General features: G+C 70.3%; 13 protein-coding genes and 1 riboswitch. Of the genes, 4 read left to right on the top strand and 9 right to left on the bottom strand.

The window, feature by feature from the left end:
* Nucleotides 1–141: 141 nt before the first annotated feature.
* Nucleotides 142–1,977 carry a DNA helicase RecQ gene (recQ, locus tag ACIBF5_RS11280; RefSeq protein WP_396810468.1) on the top strand — a complete coding sequence of 612 codons (1,836 nt, stop codon included), beginning with the start codon at nucleotides 142–144 and terminating at the stop codon, nucleotides 1,975–1,977.
* 5 nt (nucleotides 1,978–1,982) lie between these two features.
* On the opposite strand, the gene ACIBF5_RS11275 is transcribed toward recQ, so the two are convergent.
* Nucleotides 1,983–2,552 (bottom strand): histidine phosphatase family protein, encoded by a 570-nt coding sequence (locus ACIBF5_RS11275; protein ID WP_396810467.1) that lies wholly within the window; start codon nucleotides 2,550–2,552, stop codon nucleotides 1,983–1,985.
* A 116-nt stretch (nucleotides 2,553–2,668) separates the two neighbouring features.
* Nucleotides 2,669–2,770: riboswitch (adenosylcobalamin (AdoCbl) riboswitch) on the top strand.
* A gap of 39 nt (nucleotides 2,771–2,809) precedes the next feature.
* On the opposite strand from ACIBF5_RS11275, the gene ACIBF5_RS11270 reads away from it, so the two are divergent.
* Nucleotides 2,810–3,037, top strand: a complete 228-nt coding sequence (locus ACIBF5_RS11270; protein ID WP_396810465.1) for a CbtB domain-containing protein — start codon at nucleotides 2,810–2,812, stop codon at nucleotides 3,035–3,037.
* A 16-nt stretch (nucleotides 3,038–3,053) separates the two neighbouring features.
* The gene (locus ACIBF5_RS11265; protein WP_396810463.1) at nucleotides 3,054–3,839 is read left to right on the top strand and encodes a CbtA family protein; all 786 of its coding nucleotides are present in this window, start codon (nucleotides 3,054–3,056) and stop codon (nucleotides 3,837–3,839) included.
* An 88-nt stretch (nucleotides 3,840–3,927) separates the two neighbouring features.
* Here the strand turns inward: ACIBF5_RS11265 and ACIBF5_RS11260 are convergent, their stop codons facing one another.
* From ACIBF5_RS11260 to ACIBF5_RS11230, 7 genes are all read right to left on the bottom strand, one after another.
* Nucleotides 3,928–4,233, bottom strand: coding sequence for a DUF6582 domain-containing protein (locus ACIBF5_RS11260; RefSeq protein ID WP_396810461.1), 306 nt, complete (start codon nucleotides 4,231–4,233; stop codon nucleotides 3,928–3,930).
* Nucleotides 4,234–4,272: 39 nt separating this feature from the next.
* Nucleotides 4,273–4,977, bottom strand: a complete 705-nt coding sequence (locus ACIBF5_RS11255) for a fasciclin domain-containing protein (RefSeq protein ID WP_396810459.1) — start codon at nucleotides 4,975–4,977, stop codon at nucleotides 4,273–4,275.
* 106 nt (nucleotides 4,978–5,083) lie between these two features.
* Nucleotides 5,084–7,225 (bottom strand): M14 family zinc carboxypeptidase, encoded by a 2,142-nt coding sequence (locus ACIBF5_RS11250; protein WP_396810458.1) that lies wholly within the window; start codon nucleotides 7,223–7,225, stop codon nucleotides 5,084–5,086.
* Nucleotides 7,226–7,429: 204 nt separating this feature from the next.
* Nucleotides 7,430–8,035: an alpha-ketoglutarate-dependent dioxygenase AlkB gene (locus tag ACIBF5_RS11245; RefSeq protein ID WP_396810845.1), complete on the bottom strand. Its 606-nt coding sequence runs from the start codon at nucleotides 8,033–8,035 to the stop codon at nucleotides 7,430–7,432.
* Nucleotides 8,036–8,144: 109 nt separating this feature from the next.
* A complete protein-coding gene (locus tag ACIBF5_RS11240; RefSeq protein ID WP_396810456.1) occupies nucleotides 8,145–9,287 on the bottom strand; it encodes a glycoside hydrolase family 26 protein in 1,143 nt (380 codons plus the stop codon).
* Nucleotides 9,275–11,014 (bottom strand): glycosyltransferase family 2 protein, encoded by a 1,740-nt coding sequence (locus ACIBF5_RS11235; RefSeq protein WP_396810454.1) that lies wholly within the window; start codon nucleotides 11,012–11,014, stop codon nucleotides 9,275–9,277. The genes ACIBF5_RS11240 and ACIBF5_RS11235 overlap by 13 nt, the downstream gene beginning before the upstream one ends.
* Before the next feature lie 377 nt (nucleotides 11,015–11,391).
* A complete protein-coding gene (locus ACIBF5_RS11230; protein WP_396810452.1) occupies nucleotides 11,392–12,933 on the bottom strand; it encodes a glycosyltransferase family 39 protein in 1,542 nt (513 codons plus the stop codon).
* A 660-nt stretch (nucleotides 12,934–13,593) separates the two neighbouring features.
* On the opposite strand from ACIBF5_RS11230, the gene ACIBF5_RS11225 reads away from it, so the two are divergent.
* Nucleotides 13,594–14,055 carry an Hsp20/alpha crystallin family protein gene (locus tag ACIBF5_RS11225; protein WP_396810450.1) on the top strand — a complete coding sequence of 154 codons (462 nt, stop codon included), beginning with the start codon at nucleotides 13,594–13,596 and terminating at the stop codon, nucleotides 14,053–14,055.
* Between the two features lie 85 nt (nucleotides 14,056–14,140).
* Here ACIBF5_RS11225 and ACIBF5_RS11220 read toward each other — a convergent pair whose 3' ends face one another.
* Nucleotides 14,141–15,025, bottom strand: coding sequence for a DMT family transporter (locus tag ACIBF5_RS11220; RefSeq protein WP_396810448.1), 885 nt, complete (start codon nucleotides 15,023–15,025; stop codon nucleotides 14,141–14,143).
* Nucleotides 15,026–15,280: the final 255 nt, after the last annotated feature.

Here is a 15,280-nt window from a genome sequence, read left to right as displayed (position 1 = left end):
CCGCCCACTTCCGCACTCGACCCGCCTGCGCCGCGCGGCACCGTGTTCGAGAATGTCGGATATAAGTCGCTTCCCGTACCGGTGGTCAGCGAACAGGGCCTGCTCACCGGAGAGAGAAGCCGGAACTCGTAGAATCCCCGGATGGCTTCCCCGACCGAGCTGCGGACCAGCGAATCGTTGCAGGTGCTGCGCCGGGTCTTCGGCTACGACGCCTTCCGGGGCAGCCAAGAGGAGATCATCGACCAGGTCGTCGGCGGCGGCGACGCGCTCGTGCTGATGCCGACCGGGGGCGGCAAGTCGCTCTGCTACCAGATCCCGGCACTGGTCCGCGACGGCGTCGCGGTGGTCGTCTCGCCACTGATCGCGCTGATGCAGGACCAGGTCGACGCCCTGACGAACCTCGGGGTACGCGCCGGGTTCCTCAACTCCACCCAGGATCTCGCCGCCCGGCGGCGGGTCGAGTCGGCCTTCCTCGCGGGCGAGATCGACCTGCTCTACCTGGCACCGGAGGCGCTGGGCTCCGGCGCGACCATCAGTCTGCTGGACCGGGGCACGATCGCCCTCTTCGCCATCGACGAGGCGCACTGCGTGGCCCAGTGGGGGCACGACTTCCGCCCCGACTACCTCGCCCTGTCGATGCTGCACGAGCGGTGGCCGGACGTACCCCGGATCGCCCTGACCGCCACCGCGACCCCGGCGACGCACGCCGAGATCGCGGCCCGGCTCAACCTGCGCGACGCCCGCCACTTCGTGGCGAACTTCGACCGGCCGAACATCCAGTACCGGATCGTGGCGAAGCAGGAGCCGCGCCGGCAACTGCTCGACCTGCTGCGCAACGAGCACCCCGGGGACGCCGGCATCGTCTACTGCCTCTCCCGCGCGTCGGTGGAGAAGATCGCCGAGTTCCTGGTCTCCAACGGCATCAACGCGCTGCCGTACCACGCGGGGCTGGACCCGTCGACCCGGGCCGCGAACCAGAAACGCTTCCTGCGCGAGGACGGCCTGGTGATGGTCGCCACGATCGCGTTCGGCATGGGGATCGACAAGCCGGACGTACGCTTCGTCGCCCATCTCGACCTGCCGAAGTCGGTCGAGGGCTACTACCAGGAGACCGGTCGGGCCGGCCGGGACGGGCTGCCCTCCACCGCCTGGCTCGCGTACGGGCTCCAGGACGTGGTGCAGCAGCGCAAGATGATCGACAGTTCGGAGGGAGACCTGACGCACCGTCGGATGCTCGCCGGACACCTCGACGCGATGCTGGCCCTCTGCGAGACGGTCGAGTGCCGACGGGTCGGGCTGCTCGCCTACTTCGGCCAGCGCAGCGACCCGTGCGGCAACTGCGACACCTGCCTCACCCCGCCGCAGTCCTGGGACGCGACGATCCCGGCACAGAAGCTGCTCTCCACGGTGCTGCGCCTGCACCGTGAACGGAACCAGAGGTTCGGCGCCGGGCAGTCGATCGACATCCTGCTCGGCAGGAAGACGGAGAAGGTCGTCCAGTACGGCCACGACTCGCTCACCGTCTTCGGTATCGGCGGTGAACTGCGCGAGGCCGAGTGGCGCGGGGTGGTCCGCCAGCTCCTCGCCCAGGGCCTGCTCGCGGTGCAGGGCGAGTACGGCACCCTGGTCCTCACGGAGACCAGCGCGGAGGTGCTGGGCCGGCAACGGACGGTGATGATGCGACGCGAGCCGGAGCGGACGTCCACCTCCCGTGCCGCCAAGTCGCGCGGCGCGACCGCGACGGTCGAACTGCCGCCCGGTGCCGAGCCGGTGTTCGAGCGGCTCCGGGCCTGGCGGGCGGCGACCGCGAAGGAACAGGGCGTCCCGGCGTACGTGATCTTCCACGATGCGACACTGCGCCAGATCGCGACCGAGGTCCCGTCGTCCCTGGCCACGCTGGGCGGGGTCAGCGGCGTTGGTGAGAACAAGCTGGCGAAGTACGGCCAGCAGATCCTGGACACCCTGGCCAACGACTGACCGGCTCAGCCCAACGGCTCCCCCGACCGGCGCAGGTTCCACCGCCCCGCCCCTCCCCCGAGCACGGTCGCGGTCAGCGGGGCGATGTCGATGCGCCAGAACGAGGCGGGGGTCGCCGCGATCGCGTTGACGACCAGGGCGCGGATCACCATCGGGTGGGTGACGGCGATGACCGTACGGGCGGTGCCGGGGAGTTCCCGTAACCAGGTCCCGGTCCGGGCGATCAGGTCGTCCAGACTCTCGCCGCCGTGGGGCGCGGCTGCCGGGTCGGTCAGCCAGGTCGCGACCGCGTCCGGCTCGTCGGCCGCCACCTCGTCGAGGGTACGCCCCGACCAGCGACCGAGATCCCCGTCACGCAACCCGTCGTCGGGGGTGGGAGTCAGCCCGAGCGCCGTGGCGGTCTGGGTGCAGCGCCGGGCGGGGGCGCAGCGCACCTCGTCGTAGCGGATCAGAGTCGCGGCGGCGGTGGTGGCGGCGGCGAGCCCGTGCTGGTCCAGCGGCTCGTCCAGGGGAAACGCCGCCCGGCGTACCGCCGGGGTGGACGCGTGGGAGACGAGGACCAGTCGGATCACCACCTGTGTCGACCTGCTTTCGATCCGGGTGCCGGCTCACGCCGGGGTGGTCGGTGCGCCGGGCACACGGGGCCGCAGTTGACACCCCTGCGCCGCCGCCCGTAGCGTCCCGAGCACAGCGTGACGGTGGGAGGAAGCCGGTGGGAACCCGGCACGGTCGCGCCACTGTAACCGGTCCGCCGATGTCGGCGGCTCCGGAAGTCAGACCCTCCACCGTCACGGACGCCGCTATGGGACGCGTGATCCCGAGGAGGTTTGCCATGGCAAACATATCCGTATCCGCACTGCCGACGCCGACCGCCGTACCGGCACCGACGCCGATCCCGCTCCGCCAGATCCTGCCCTGGGCGATCTTCGGTGCGGTGCTCGCCGTCGTGCTGCTCTACTTCGTCGGCGCGGAGCAGGGTGTGACCTCCGTCTTCTCCGGCGAGTCGGTGCACGAGTTCGTCCACGACGGACGCCACCTTCTCGGTTTCCCCTGCCACTAGTAGCGGGCGGACTCAGATGCTCTCCGCTCGTTCACTGCTGATTCGTGGGATGCTGGTCGGCCTGGCCGCCGGTGTCGCCGCCTACCTGTTCGCCACCCTCTTCGGTGAGGGCCCGGTCGGGCAGGCGATCGATTTCGAATCCGCGCAGGGTGCTGCCGCACACGCGGCGGCGCACGCGGCCGACGCCGGGGCACACACCGACGCGGCCGAGCCCGAGTTGGTCAGCCGTCTCGTGCAGAGCACGATCGGGCTGGCCACCGCCGCACTTGTGTACGGGGTGGCGCTCGGCGGCCTGTTCGCGCTCGCGTTCGCGATCGCGTACGGCCGGATCGGTCGGTTCACCCCGAGGGCGACCGCCGCCCTGGTCGCCCTCGGCGGCTTCGTGACGGTCGCTCTCGTCCCGTTCCTGAAGTACCCGGCGAACCCGCCGGCCACGGGTAACCCGGACACCCTCGACCAGCGGACCGTCCTGTACTTCCTGATGATCGTGATCGGGGTGGCTGCCGGGCTGCTCGCCCTGCACCTCGGCCGCTGGCTCCACCCCCGGTACGGGGCGTGGAACGCGACCCTGCTCGCGGTGGGGGCGTACGCGGTATTCATCACCGTCGTGCAGCTCTCGCTGCCGACGATCAACGAGGTGCCGGACGGCTTCCCCGCCCTGGTGCTGTGGGAGTTCCGGCTGGCGTCACTCGGCACCCAGTTCGTCACCTGGGCCACCCTCGGGTTGCTCTTCGGCGCGCTCACCGAACGCCGGGTCCGCGCCACCGCGACCCGACGGGCGGGCGAGACGGTCCCGGCCTGATCGCTTCGACATTCGACAGCACGGCCACCGCTCGGCGGGCTCCACGCCCGTCGGACGGTGGCCGTGGCAGTGTCCGGCGCCGCGTCGTTCAGCCCCGGCTGTGGACCGGGTTCGGCGTGTGCGGCAGCTTGCCGAGTTGGCGCCACTCGGTCTCGGCCACCTCGACCCCGTAGTGCTTCGCGGCGACCTTGATGTTGGCGAAAGCCTGCTCCCGCTCGGCGTCGGTAACGCCCTGTACCTGGTCAAACCGGGCCACCGCGTTACGTACGTGGGAGGCGTCGACTAGGGGTTCCTTGCGTTTTGTCGGGAACGCGAAGACCGTGTCTGGTAGTTCCCGCTTCTGCTTGCTACCGAGGGTGCCGTGCTCCTCGTGCGGCTTCCAGGTGGTTTTCATGCTGCTTCCCTACCCCGACCGGGGGCGGGATACACCGGTTCAGTGGCTGCGGTGGTCGCCGCCGTCGGCATCGGTGGGCAGCTTGCCGAGAACCTTGTCGATGATGTGGATCCGGGCGTTGACGGCACGGTAGTCGACACAGAGGGTGTCCGCCTGGCCGGCAACCCGGGCCATCGCGCCACTCGCGGTCACCTCGACCGGCGTGCCGTCCAGGGTGGTCACCTGGCCGGCGGCCACCAGGTCGGCCAGCGGGCGGGACCCGTCCACGATGTGCGCCTTGAGCAGTGCACGCAGGTCGTCCTTGCGCTCGATGAAGAGCTTGTCGAGGGTGTCCTCGGAGAACTTGCCGCCGAACGCGTCATCGGTCGGGGCGAGAATGGTCAGCCCCGTCATGCCGCGCAGTTCGGGCCCGAGTCCCGAGGCCCGCAGCGCCGCCTCGAAGCGGGTGAGGACGGGAATCCACTGCAACACCACGTCGACCGGCTCACCGGCGAGCGACGCCGGGTTCCCGGGATCGGTGCCGGCGGGCAGCACGTCGCAGAGTGGACCGGTCACGCCGGCGGGTCCCGCTACGGCCGGTGCGCCCCGGGCGGCGCCGCGTTCGCCGTGGTCGGGGTCGGCGCCCGTACAGGCGGTCGCGACGAGCGCCAGGAGCAGTGCCGCGACGGCGAGGCCCGGTGCCGTACGGGACCGGCGGGTGCCGGAGAGGGTCGACGGGTGGTACGGAGCGGATGGCTCGGACACGGTCTCAGCCCTTCGGATCCGGTCGTACCGGCGGACCGGGCTCGGGGCCCGGCCCGCCGGTACGAGGGTGCCGGTGGTGATCAGGTGCGTTACGGGTCCTGCCTGGTCAGAGCCCCGCGCACTGGCCCGATCGTGGGCCCTGCACGGTGTTGCGGAGGCCGAGGTTGATCGGCGCCGGACTGTTCCCGGCGCAGCTCAGCGGACCGCTGACGGTGTTCCCCGCGAGCAGGGGCAGGTCGGCGCCGGTGGCGTTGGCCGCCAGGGTGACCGGGCCGGAGACCGCGACGTCGACCAGGGCGACCGCACCGCTGGTCCCGGTGACCGACACCGGACCGCGTACCGTGCTGTCGGCCAGGAAGACCCCGGCGGCGCTGGCGGCGCTGACCGGGCCGCTGATGGTCGTGCCGGTGGCGATCAGGGTCGCACCCGGCCGGACCGTGATCGGACCGTTCACCGTGGCACCGGCGAGGCAGGTGACTCCGGAGACGACCAGCGGCCCGTTGTGCCGGTTCGGGCCGCTGGGGTAGACCCGCTCGGCACCGACGAGTTCCTCGGCGCCCTGGGCGTCGAGCAGCAGCGGGATCAGGCCACGCTCCGGCTGGGCCAGCGGTACGACGTACCCGTCGGCGGCCTTGACGACCTTCCAACCGTGCGCCCGTACGCGCTGCGCGACCGTGAAGCCCACTCCGCCGGGACCGTCGGTACGGGTCCCGTTGTACTGCTCCTCGGTGAGCTTGTACGCGCACGGCGCGTTATCCAGGATCTGGTCCTCGGTCGGCGCGTTCGCCGGTGGCGGGGCCTCTCCCGGGTGTGGCGCCGGGTGCGCCGGGATCAGGTGCGAGCCACGGAAGACGATCCGGCTGCTGTTCGACGCCTGGAACGTGATCGCCTCGGTCCGGGCCTGCTTGATCGCGTCCAGGTTGGCCCGGTGGTAGTCGAGGAACTCGTTGAACGTCCAGAGTGCGGAGAACGTCTTGCGCCGCCGGTTGTTCGCCGTGTTGCCCTCGTCCGGTCGGGTGGCGCCACCCGAGCTGCGCAGTTCGAGCAGCGAGTTGACCACGTTCTTCAGGCCGAGGGTGTTGCGCAGGATGGTCTCCTCGCTCAACCCCACGTTGCCCCCGCCGTTGCACCCGTACGGGCACGGCCACCAGCCGTCCTTGGCGCCGTGTTCGTACATGTGGCCCTCGATCATGTGCTGCGACTCGTTGAAGATCGAGGTGGCCACGTTCTGGTGACGCGGCGGCAGCATCGGCAGGTCACCGGCGCTGGAGTTGCCGAACTCGTGCCCGTCGTAACCGGCCACGGGCCGGTACTCGCGCAGCATCTGCACGAAGGAGAAGGTCTCCGGCTGACGGATCAGGGAGTAGTCGCGGTTGAGGTCCTGACCGGTGGAGTTGCCCCGGGTGTTGGCCGCCCGGCCGTCGCCGTTGACGGTGGGGACGATCAGCACGGTGGTGTGCGACAACAGGTCCTTCGTCCGGGCGTCGTCGCTGAAGGCCAACTGACGGGCCATGATCAGGCAGGCTTCGCGGTCGCCGGGTTCGTTGCCGTGCACGTTGCAGTTGACCGAGAGCGGCGAGGTCGCCGCCACCTCGGCGGGGGTGGCCGGCGGGGTGGGGTAGCCGATGACGAACATGTTGATCGGTCGGCCGAGCACGGTTCGGCCGATCTCGACGATCCGGACCCGGTCGCTGCGCTCGTCGATCGCCGCGGTGTAGGCGTACTCGTTGACATCGCTGGTGTACTGCGCGGCCTTGGTGGTCTCCCACTGGGTACGCAGATTCTGGCCGGGTACCGCGGGGTCGCCCCAGGGCGCGGTGGTGGTGCCCGAGACCGGCAGCGAGTATGGCTGCTCGGTGGTGCCGAGGCGGGCGCGTACCCGCCACTGGAACCGGTCGCCGGGGTTGAAGCCGGCGTCGGCGAAGGTCGGCTCCTCGTTGTTGATCTGACGGTTGGGGCGCCAGACACCGACGATGGTCGCCGGACCGGTGGCGGTGCCGGCATCGTCCACGAGGGTGCGTTCGATCTGGTAGTCGGTGGCCCCGTCAACCGGGGTCCAGGCCAGGGTGGCGAAGCCGTCGGCCTGCTTGACGGTCAGGTCCTGGACCTGGTTCGGCTCGGGCGCGGCGAGTCCGGCGAGGGTGGTCGCGGTCGGTTTGCCGAGCGCGGCGGCCGGGGAGGTGACCGTACCGAGGGTGGCGACGAGCAGTCCGGACAGGACGACCGCCGATGATCGTCTGTATCTCATGGGACCTCCAGGGTGGAAGGCACAGTTGACCAGGGACAGCAGTGCGGCCAGCATGATCGACTTGCGTGGATGACGCAAGATCTTGAGCAATTCTTGAGATTCGATCGCACGTCGGCACGGCAGCGCACCACGGTCGATACGCTGCGGCCCGCGCCATATGTCCAGAGCGGACAAGGAGCGTCGGGCCGCTCGACGCCGATCGACTCAGGCGACGCCGGCCGGGCGGAACTGCACGCTGACCCGGGGGCCGACCGGACGGTGCGTCTTCGGAATGGCGTGCTCCCAGGTGCGTTGACAGGAGCCGCCCATCACGATGAGGTCGCCGTGACCAAGCGGGAAACGCAGGCTGTTCCCACCACCCCTGGGGCGGAGCAACAGGGGGCGCGGAGTGCCGAAGGAGACGATCGCGACCATCGTGTCGACGGTGGCGGAACGACCATGGGTGTCGCCGTGCCAGGCCACGCTGTCCCGACCGGTGCGATAGAGACACATGCCGGCGGTGACGAACGGCTCCCCCAACTCCGGGGCGTAGTGCGCGTCGAGTCGACGGCGCGCCTCGGTCAGTAGCGGGTGCGGCAGCGTCTCGTGACCGTCGTACCAGCGCAGCAGGCGCGGCACGTCGACCTCGTCGTCGTACATCCGGCGGCGCTCGGCGCGCCAGTCGACCTCGTCGAGCAGGGTGCCCAACACCAGGTCGGAGCCGTGCACCCAGCCGGGAAGGTGGTCCACCCAGGCACCCCGGGTCAGCTCGTGCCGACGGACCGCCCCGGCGAGTCGACCGAGGCTCGCCATGGGTGCCGTGTCCAGCATCGAAGGCTGGTAGCTGCCGTGCGCCACCCGGCCAGCGTACGCGACGAATCGAACAGACGTTCGACGGGACCCCTTCCGGTGCTGGTCAGACCCGGTCCCCCGCCGCCGCTCAGTCGGCGAGCGTGGTACGCGGCACCGTCTGCGGTGACCAGCGCACGTCGTACCGCGCGGCGGCGACGCCCTCGGCGAAGGCCCTGCTCGACGCCCGTGAGCTGACAATCCGCCAGTCGAGTTCCTTGTCCACCTCGAACCAGATCAGCCCGATGATGTCCTTGTGCCGGGGCAGCAACTGGAACGTCTCCTCGATCCATTCGACCTTGCGCCCGTTGTCGTCGGCCGCGGCGGTCTCGGTGATCACCAACGGCCGCTCGCTGAACGTACGCATCTCGTCGATGGTGTCGTCGAAGATCTCGTCGAAGGAGCGGTAGTCCGAGAAGTACCCGGTGCCGTAGTAGCCGGAGAGCCCGAGCCAGTCGACGTACTCGTCGCCCGGGTAGAGCGTCTCCAGCGGCGGGTTGCTGTCGTCCCACTGCACGTTCGGGCTCCACACCCAGGTCACGTTCTCGGCCCCGGCGGCACGGAAGAGGTCGTGCAGGTGCCGCCATGCCTTGACGTACTCGCCGCGACGGTTGCCGTTGGCCGCCTCCGACCAGGGGTACCAGTCGCCGTTCATCTCGTGGGCGAACCGGATCGCCACCGGGTAGTCGAGAGACCTGATCCCCTCGGCCCAGGAGAGCAGATAGTCGTCGAGGTCACCGCGAATGATCCGGGAGAGCCGGTAGTCGGGCTGGTCGGAGCGGATCTCGTCGATTTCGCGCTGGTCCAGGTCCTGCTCCCGGGCCCGCTCGTCGATCCGGTAGTCCCACGGTTCCCAGGCCAGCATCGGCATCATGCCCCGGTCCCGGACCCGGTCGAAGAGCGACCGGTCGAACCGGGCGACCGCCCAGTCCGCGCTGAAGAGCATCACCTGCGGCTGCCGACCGGCGGCCTCGGCGAAGGCGTCGACCGCGCCGAAGTCGTAGGCGCCCTCGTGCGTCATCACGCCGACGAACACCTTGCCGGCGGGCGGGAAGAGTTCCTTCTCCCGAGGCGACGGCGACGCCAAGCCGCCCGGACCGGTCGTCGCCGCGACGTCGGAGCCGACGTCCGCGCCCCACCGCTGCGCCGTCCGGGGTGCGACCACGAAGGCGTACGTCAGCAGCAGCACGCCGATCAGCGCGACCGCCACCCTCGGTACGGTCAGCCTTGCCATTGCCTGTCCCCTCGACTGTTCCGGATGACGTACGCGGCCGGTGCGGCCGGTTCGTCGCGAAGTTCACGGCGGGCCAGCAGTCCGGTCACGATGGCGATCGCGGGCGGGGCCAACGCCGCCACCAGCGTCAACGCCGGCCACACCCGCAGCAGCGGATAGCTGTGGTCGAACACGAAGCTCAGGGTGAGCATGGCGGCGGCGAAACCGGCCCACAGGAAGTGCAGCCGGAAGGTGCCGAGCGACTCGGTGGTGCGCAGCTTGCCCTTGGCGGTGACCACGAAGGCGAGCTTGCGCCGCAGCAGCGCGGAGAAGCCGGCTGCCACGTAGATCGGGCCGACGAACAACGCCAGTGCCATCCCGACCATGCCGATCTCCTCCCGTTCGTGGGCGGCGATGTTGTAACGCCGCAGCCAGAGCCAGACCATGAACCAGGTGACGAGGGTGAACCCCCAGAGCGTGGCCCAGACGGTGGTGTCGAGCTGGGCCGTGGTGACGCCGGTGCACATGTAGAGGGCGGTGGCGAAGTTGCCGAGCAGCAGGCTCACCGCGACGCTCGGGTAGTAGAACTGGAGCAGTCGGTACTGCCACCGTCGCCGTGTCCCCAGTTCACGCGGTGCGCGCAGGTCCGGGCGGACCAGGATCTCCCAGATGCCGGCCGCCCAGCGTTTCTGCTGGTTGATGTAGTCGGCCCAGGAGGTGGGGCCCTCGCCGATGGCCACGACATCGGGGGTGTAGACGCCCTTCCACCGGTTCCCGGTCTCCGGGTTGGTCGAGGCGTGGATCCGGATGCTGGTCAGGTGGTCCTCGATAATCGAGTCCTGGTAGCCGCCGATGGCCCGCCAGGCACTGGGGCGATAGAGGTGGCCGGTGCCGGTGAGCAGCGGCGCGTCGAGTCCGTTGCCACCGCGCGCGATCAGGCCGTTGTAGAGGTACTGCTGCGCGGAGGCGCCGTGCGCGACCCAGTTCTGGTGCATGTTGCCGTACACCTGCGGGGTCACCACGAAGGCGACGTCCGGGTCGCGGAAGTAACCGAGGGTCCGTTCGAGGAAACCGGGCAGCGGTACGTGGTCCGGGTCGACGTTCGCCACCACGTCGTACCTCTGCTCGTGCTCGGCCCGCCAGGCGTTGTGGTTGCCGGACTTGGTACGGGTGCGGAACTCGCCGCTGGGCTGGTTGTACTCGGGCCTGCCCTTGCGGCTGAAGTGACGTACGCCGAGCCGCGCCGCCATCGCCCGTACCGCCGGGTCGTCACCCTCGTCGAGGATCCAGACGTCAACCGGGCCGCAGTAGACCAACTCCCGCATTCGCCGCAGAGTCCGCTCGGCGACCTCGATCGGCTCCTTGCTGGGCACGATCGTGGTGAGCAGGGCGACCCGCAGCCCGACCGGCGGGTCGACCGGGACCGGATCCTTGGCGTTGAAGGCGAAGACCCAGACCGCGACGTTCTGCGCGATGCGGATCAGCTCGATCGCGACGACGACACAGAAACCGATCCGGGCGAGCGTCAGTTGCCAGCCGCCGATCCCGATCACCCCAGCGCCGGGTACGTGACCGGGCAGCAGCAGCCAGCCGACGAAGAGCAGTCCGGCGGCGCCGTTGAGACAGACGAGCAGTGTCAAGACCAGCCGCGCGGCGGGCGAGGCGACGTGCCGCAACTCGACCGACGGCTGTTCCCGCCGGGGCGCAACCAGCGGCCCGGCGGTCGCGCCACAGTCCGCGTACGCCACCCGGGCGCTGATATTGCGCTGGCGTCGGTCCGGCGGGCGCCGCTGGTTCGTCGACCTCGATCCGTGGCGGCGGTTGCCGCCTCCCGGCGGCCCGGGTGGGACACGGGTAGGGCTGGCCTTGTCGGCGACGCTCACGATTTCCCCCAAGAACCTGAACCCTGCTCGCCTCAAACCCTGCTAGCCAGATCTTAAGCGGGCAATGCTGACAAACTTTGCGAACCTGCTTACTACCAACAAATGCGGCAATCCGCCCGGATTCGTTACCGGCACTCGCTGCCCTGACTCGTTACCAGCACTCGCTGCCGGCACTCGCTGCCGGCACTCGCTGCCGGCACTCGTTACCAGCACTCGCTGCCCGGCACTCGCTGCCGGGCCGCTCAGACCGCCGTCCGCTCGTCCACCAGCAGCGCCAACGTGAACCCCGTCGGCCGCCAGATCTGCGCCACCTCGTACCGCGTACGCAGCAGTTCCTCCTTGCGGCCACCGATCGCGTGCATCGGATCGACCAGCTCGCCGAAGCGCACCACCCAGAGCCGCCCGGTATCGCCAAGGCACCGACCGACCTCCACGCACTCCGCGACCGGGACACCGCCGAAAGCGCTCACCGATCCGATCGCGAGCAGGTCGTCGGGGCGACGGTCGGTCGGCAGGTACCGGTCGAGCGCACTTCGGCCGACCCGGCCGCCGTCCGGATCGGTCGAGACGTAGACGACCCCGTCCCCCGACCGCATTCCGGACCCGACGATCGCAGCGAGTTGCCGGGTGTTCTGGTCGTGGCCGTCAGGCTCGCGGACCGCCGCCTGCACCGGCAGGCCGATCACCGCGATCGCGGCGAGCACCGCGACACCCCAGACGGCGCGGGTCCGTCCGAGCGCGACCGCGCCGAGGGTCGCCCACGCCGGCAGGGTGAAGAGCAGGCACTGCGACAGCGACAGCGACACGACGCGCGAGGCCAGCAGCAGCACGAGCAACGGCACGACCGCCCAGGCGGTGTAGATCGCGGCGGTGCGGCGCAGTGGGAGGCTGAACAGGGCCAACCCGAGCAGCAGCGCACCCAGGGCGGTGACGCCGAACAGTTCCCTCGGCACGCCGGCGAGCAGCCGGGCACCGCCCTCGGATGCCCGCAGCGGCAGCCCGGTCACCCGCGAACCGAGCCAGAGCAGGGCGACCACCGGCAGCACACCGGCCGACGACGCCAGCAGCCACCGCCGGGCCACCTGACGCCCGAACACGAGTACCGCCCAGCCGTGCCCGGTGAGCAGCACCAGCGCGACCGCGTCGAAGAGACCGAGCAGCAGCACCGACATGCCGTACGCCACCAGCGGCCAGCGGCGGGGCCGGCCGATCGCCAGCACCAGGAACAGGGTGGCGAGCACGGCGACCAGCAGGGTGAACGCGTACGGCCGGGCCTCCTGCGCGTACCGGGTCGAGGTCGGCAGCAGCGCGAAGATCACCCCGGCGAGAAAGCCCACCCGCGCCCCGAACAGCCGGGTCGCCAGTGCCGCGACGAGTGCCGCCGCAGCCGCCATCGCCAGCAGCGAGGGCGCCCGCAGGGCCAGGTCCGAGGTGCCGAAGCCCTCTACCCACGCCCGCATGACCAGGTGGTACGGCACGCTGCCGACGTCTGTCCCGTGGCTCGGGAGCCAGTTCTCCCGCCAGGACGACGTGGCCCGGTCCCAGGTCACCAACTCGTCCGCCCAGAGTCCGGGTCCGGCCACCCCGGCGAGGCCGAACAGCCCCATCACCGCGCCCGGCACCAGCCAGGACGCGATCCGCGCCACGGACGCGAACCCGGTGGTGTCACGGTCCACTGTTCCGTACCGGCCGTCCGCCCCGACCCGACCCTCTCCCCAGGGGTCCTCGACACTCGCCTCCGAGGCCCCGATCCGGGGCATCACTACGGTTTCCGCATCCGTCATCGTGACTCACGACTTCCCTAGGGATGGGCGGTCAAGGCCATGGCGATGCCGCCCTGAAGCGATGCCAGGACAAGGTCTTCGGTGTTCGCACAGCGTCTCGGGTGTTCGCGCAGCGAAGGCGGCACCCGTCCCGAGTGTCCGGTGGGTGCCGGCTGTCATCTGGATCGTAGTGAGGATCCTTCGGGAAAAACCTTCAAATGCCCCGTATCTCCCGTCGTCCCGCCCGTGCCACGCTGCGCTTTCGCACGATCGAGTGACGGGGGTCGGGGTGGCAGAAAATCGTCGTCGGCGCCCGCCCAGGCCTCCGCCGCCACCGCTCAGCCGGCACGGAACCGGGCGCCCGGAGTTGGTGACGGCCGCGCACTCCGGGCGCCGTCCGTCCCGCTGGTGACGACCCTCCAATCTTGGAGGGCCGGTGGCCCGGTGGCCGGTGGCCCGGTGGCCGGTGGCCCGGTGGCCGGTGGCCCGGTGGCCCGGTGGCCCGGTGGAAACCGTTGCCCGAACCACTTGGCACTCGCCGGTGGAGAGTGCTAAAAAATGAGGTGTCGCACCTGACCAGGGCGGTGAAAGACCACCCCGCCCCGGCAGGCGCGACCTCGGAAACGAGCGCCACAGGACCTGCCGGACCCGCCGGCAGGCAGTCTCAAGGAGGTGGTTGGCGTGGTGCTGACTTTCGATCCATTCCGCGAGTTCGACCGTCTGGCCGGTCAGGTGTTCGGCACGACCAGCAGCGGCGCCGCGACGATGGCGATGCCCATGGACCTGTACCGGTCGGGTGACCACTTCGTGCTGCACTGCGACCTCGCCGGGATCGATCCCGGCTCGGTCGACGTGAACGTCGACGGCAGAGCCCTGACCATCCGGGCCGAACGCAGTGCCCGCACCGACGCCGACGTGCAGTGGGTACGCCGGGAGCGGGCCACCGGCACGTTCGAGCGCCGCATCACCCTGGGCGACGGGCTCGACCTCGACCGGATCACCGCGACCTGGCAGGACGGCGTGCTCACGCTGACGATCCCGGTCGCGGAGCAGGCCAAGCCCCGCCGGATTCCGATCGGAACGACCGCGGGTCCGGCCCTGACGGGCACCGCCGCCGACACCGTCGCCCTCGACAGGTCCTGACCGACAGAGGACGGGTGACGTGCCGCCGGCACGACACCCGTGGGTCTCGCGGGCGGTTCGCCCGCGAGACCCACCGGCCCTCCCCTCATTTCCCCGGTCGCGCTCCGGGCATCTCCCCATCGCCGCCTCGACCACCGGGGCGGGTGCTGGCGAGCCAGATCCCGAAAACCATGGCCAATATGGCGGGCACTTCCACCAGCAACCGCAGCCCGGTGATGGAGAGGGTCTCGTGGAACGCGGTCACGCCGATCACCACGCTGGCGACCGGGTCCACCAGCGTGATCGCGGTCAGCGGCGCGGCCAGCGGCCCGTTCTGGAAGGCGTTCTGATTGAGCATCACACCGCCGAGACCGGCCATGACCAGGGCGTAGAGGTGCCAATCGGTGAGGGCGTCGAACGGGTCCGCGAAGAGGCGTCCGGTGAACGCCTTCAGCAGCACCGCCACCCCGGCGTAGAAGATGCCGGTGGCGACCCCGAGCAGGGTCCCGCGCAGAGCACTGGTGGCACGGTGGGCGAGGGCCAGACAGACCACCACCACCAGGCCGCTGCCAAGCCCCACGCCCAGCCACGCCATCAAGGTCGGCTCAGCCACACCGGGACGTGGTCGCGCGACGACGAGGAAGGCCCCGAGCCCGACCACACAGGAGGTGACCGCGATGACGTCGCGGGGGTGCGGGCGTCGACGGTCGAGAGCCGCCTCCAGCGGGATGGCCAGGAACATGCCGCTGATCAGCAGCGGCTGGACCAGCGTCAATGGGCCGTACCGCAGCGCGAGCGCCTGCAGCAGGGTGCCGGTGATGTCGGGGATCTTCCCGAACAGCCAGTTCCGGCGGCGCAGCAGCCGCATGAACAGCCGGGGGTCGAACGTGTGGTGCACCGGCTCACGCCGGGCGGCGCGCTGTTGGAGCGCGGCCCCGGTGGCGAAGCAAGCGGCGGCGCAGAGCGCGAGCAGGACCGCAAGCGGTGTCACGGATCGTCCCGCTCACGACGCGACGCCCCCGACTTCGTACGCACACAATCACGCTACGTGATCAGCTCTGCTCCTGCCGCGCAGTTACGGGTACGGCACAGGCGCCCGATGCACCGGGAAAGGCCAATGTTAGGAAGGGCCCCTTCCTCTACCGAAAGCGGGCGGATTCCAGGGGTCGTTGCAACACGGTGGTTAGTCGGTGACGGTTAGGAGCTTAGCGAGGCGCTCGGCTGGGGTGTCCCAGCCGAGCGTTTT

Source organism: Micromonospora sp. NPDC050417, from assembly GCF_044458865.1.
Taxonomy (GTDB): domain Bacteria; phylum Actinomycetota; class Actinomycetes; order Mycobacteriales; family Micromonosporaceae; genus Micromonospora_G.
Note: the sequence above shows the minus strand (reverse complement) of the source record. Positions and strands in the feature narration are given on the sequence as shown.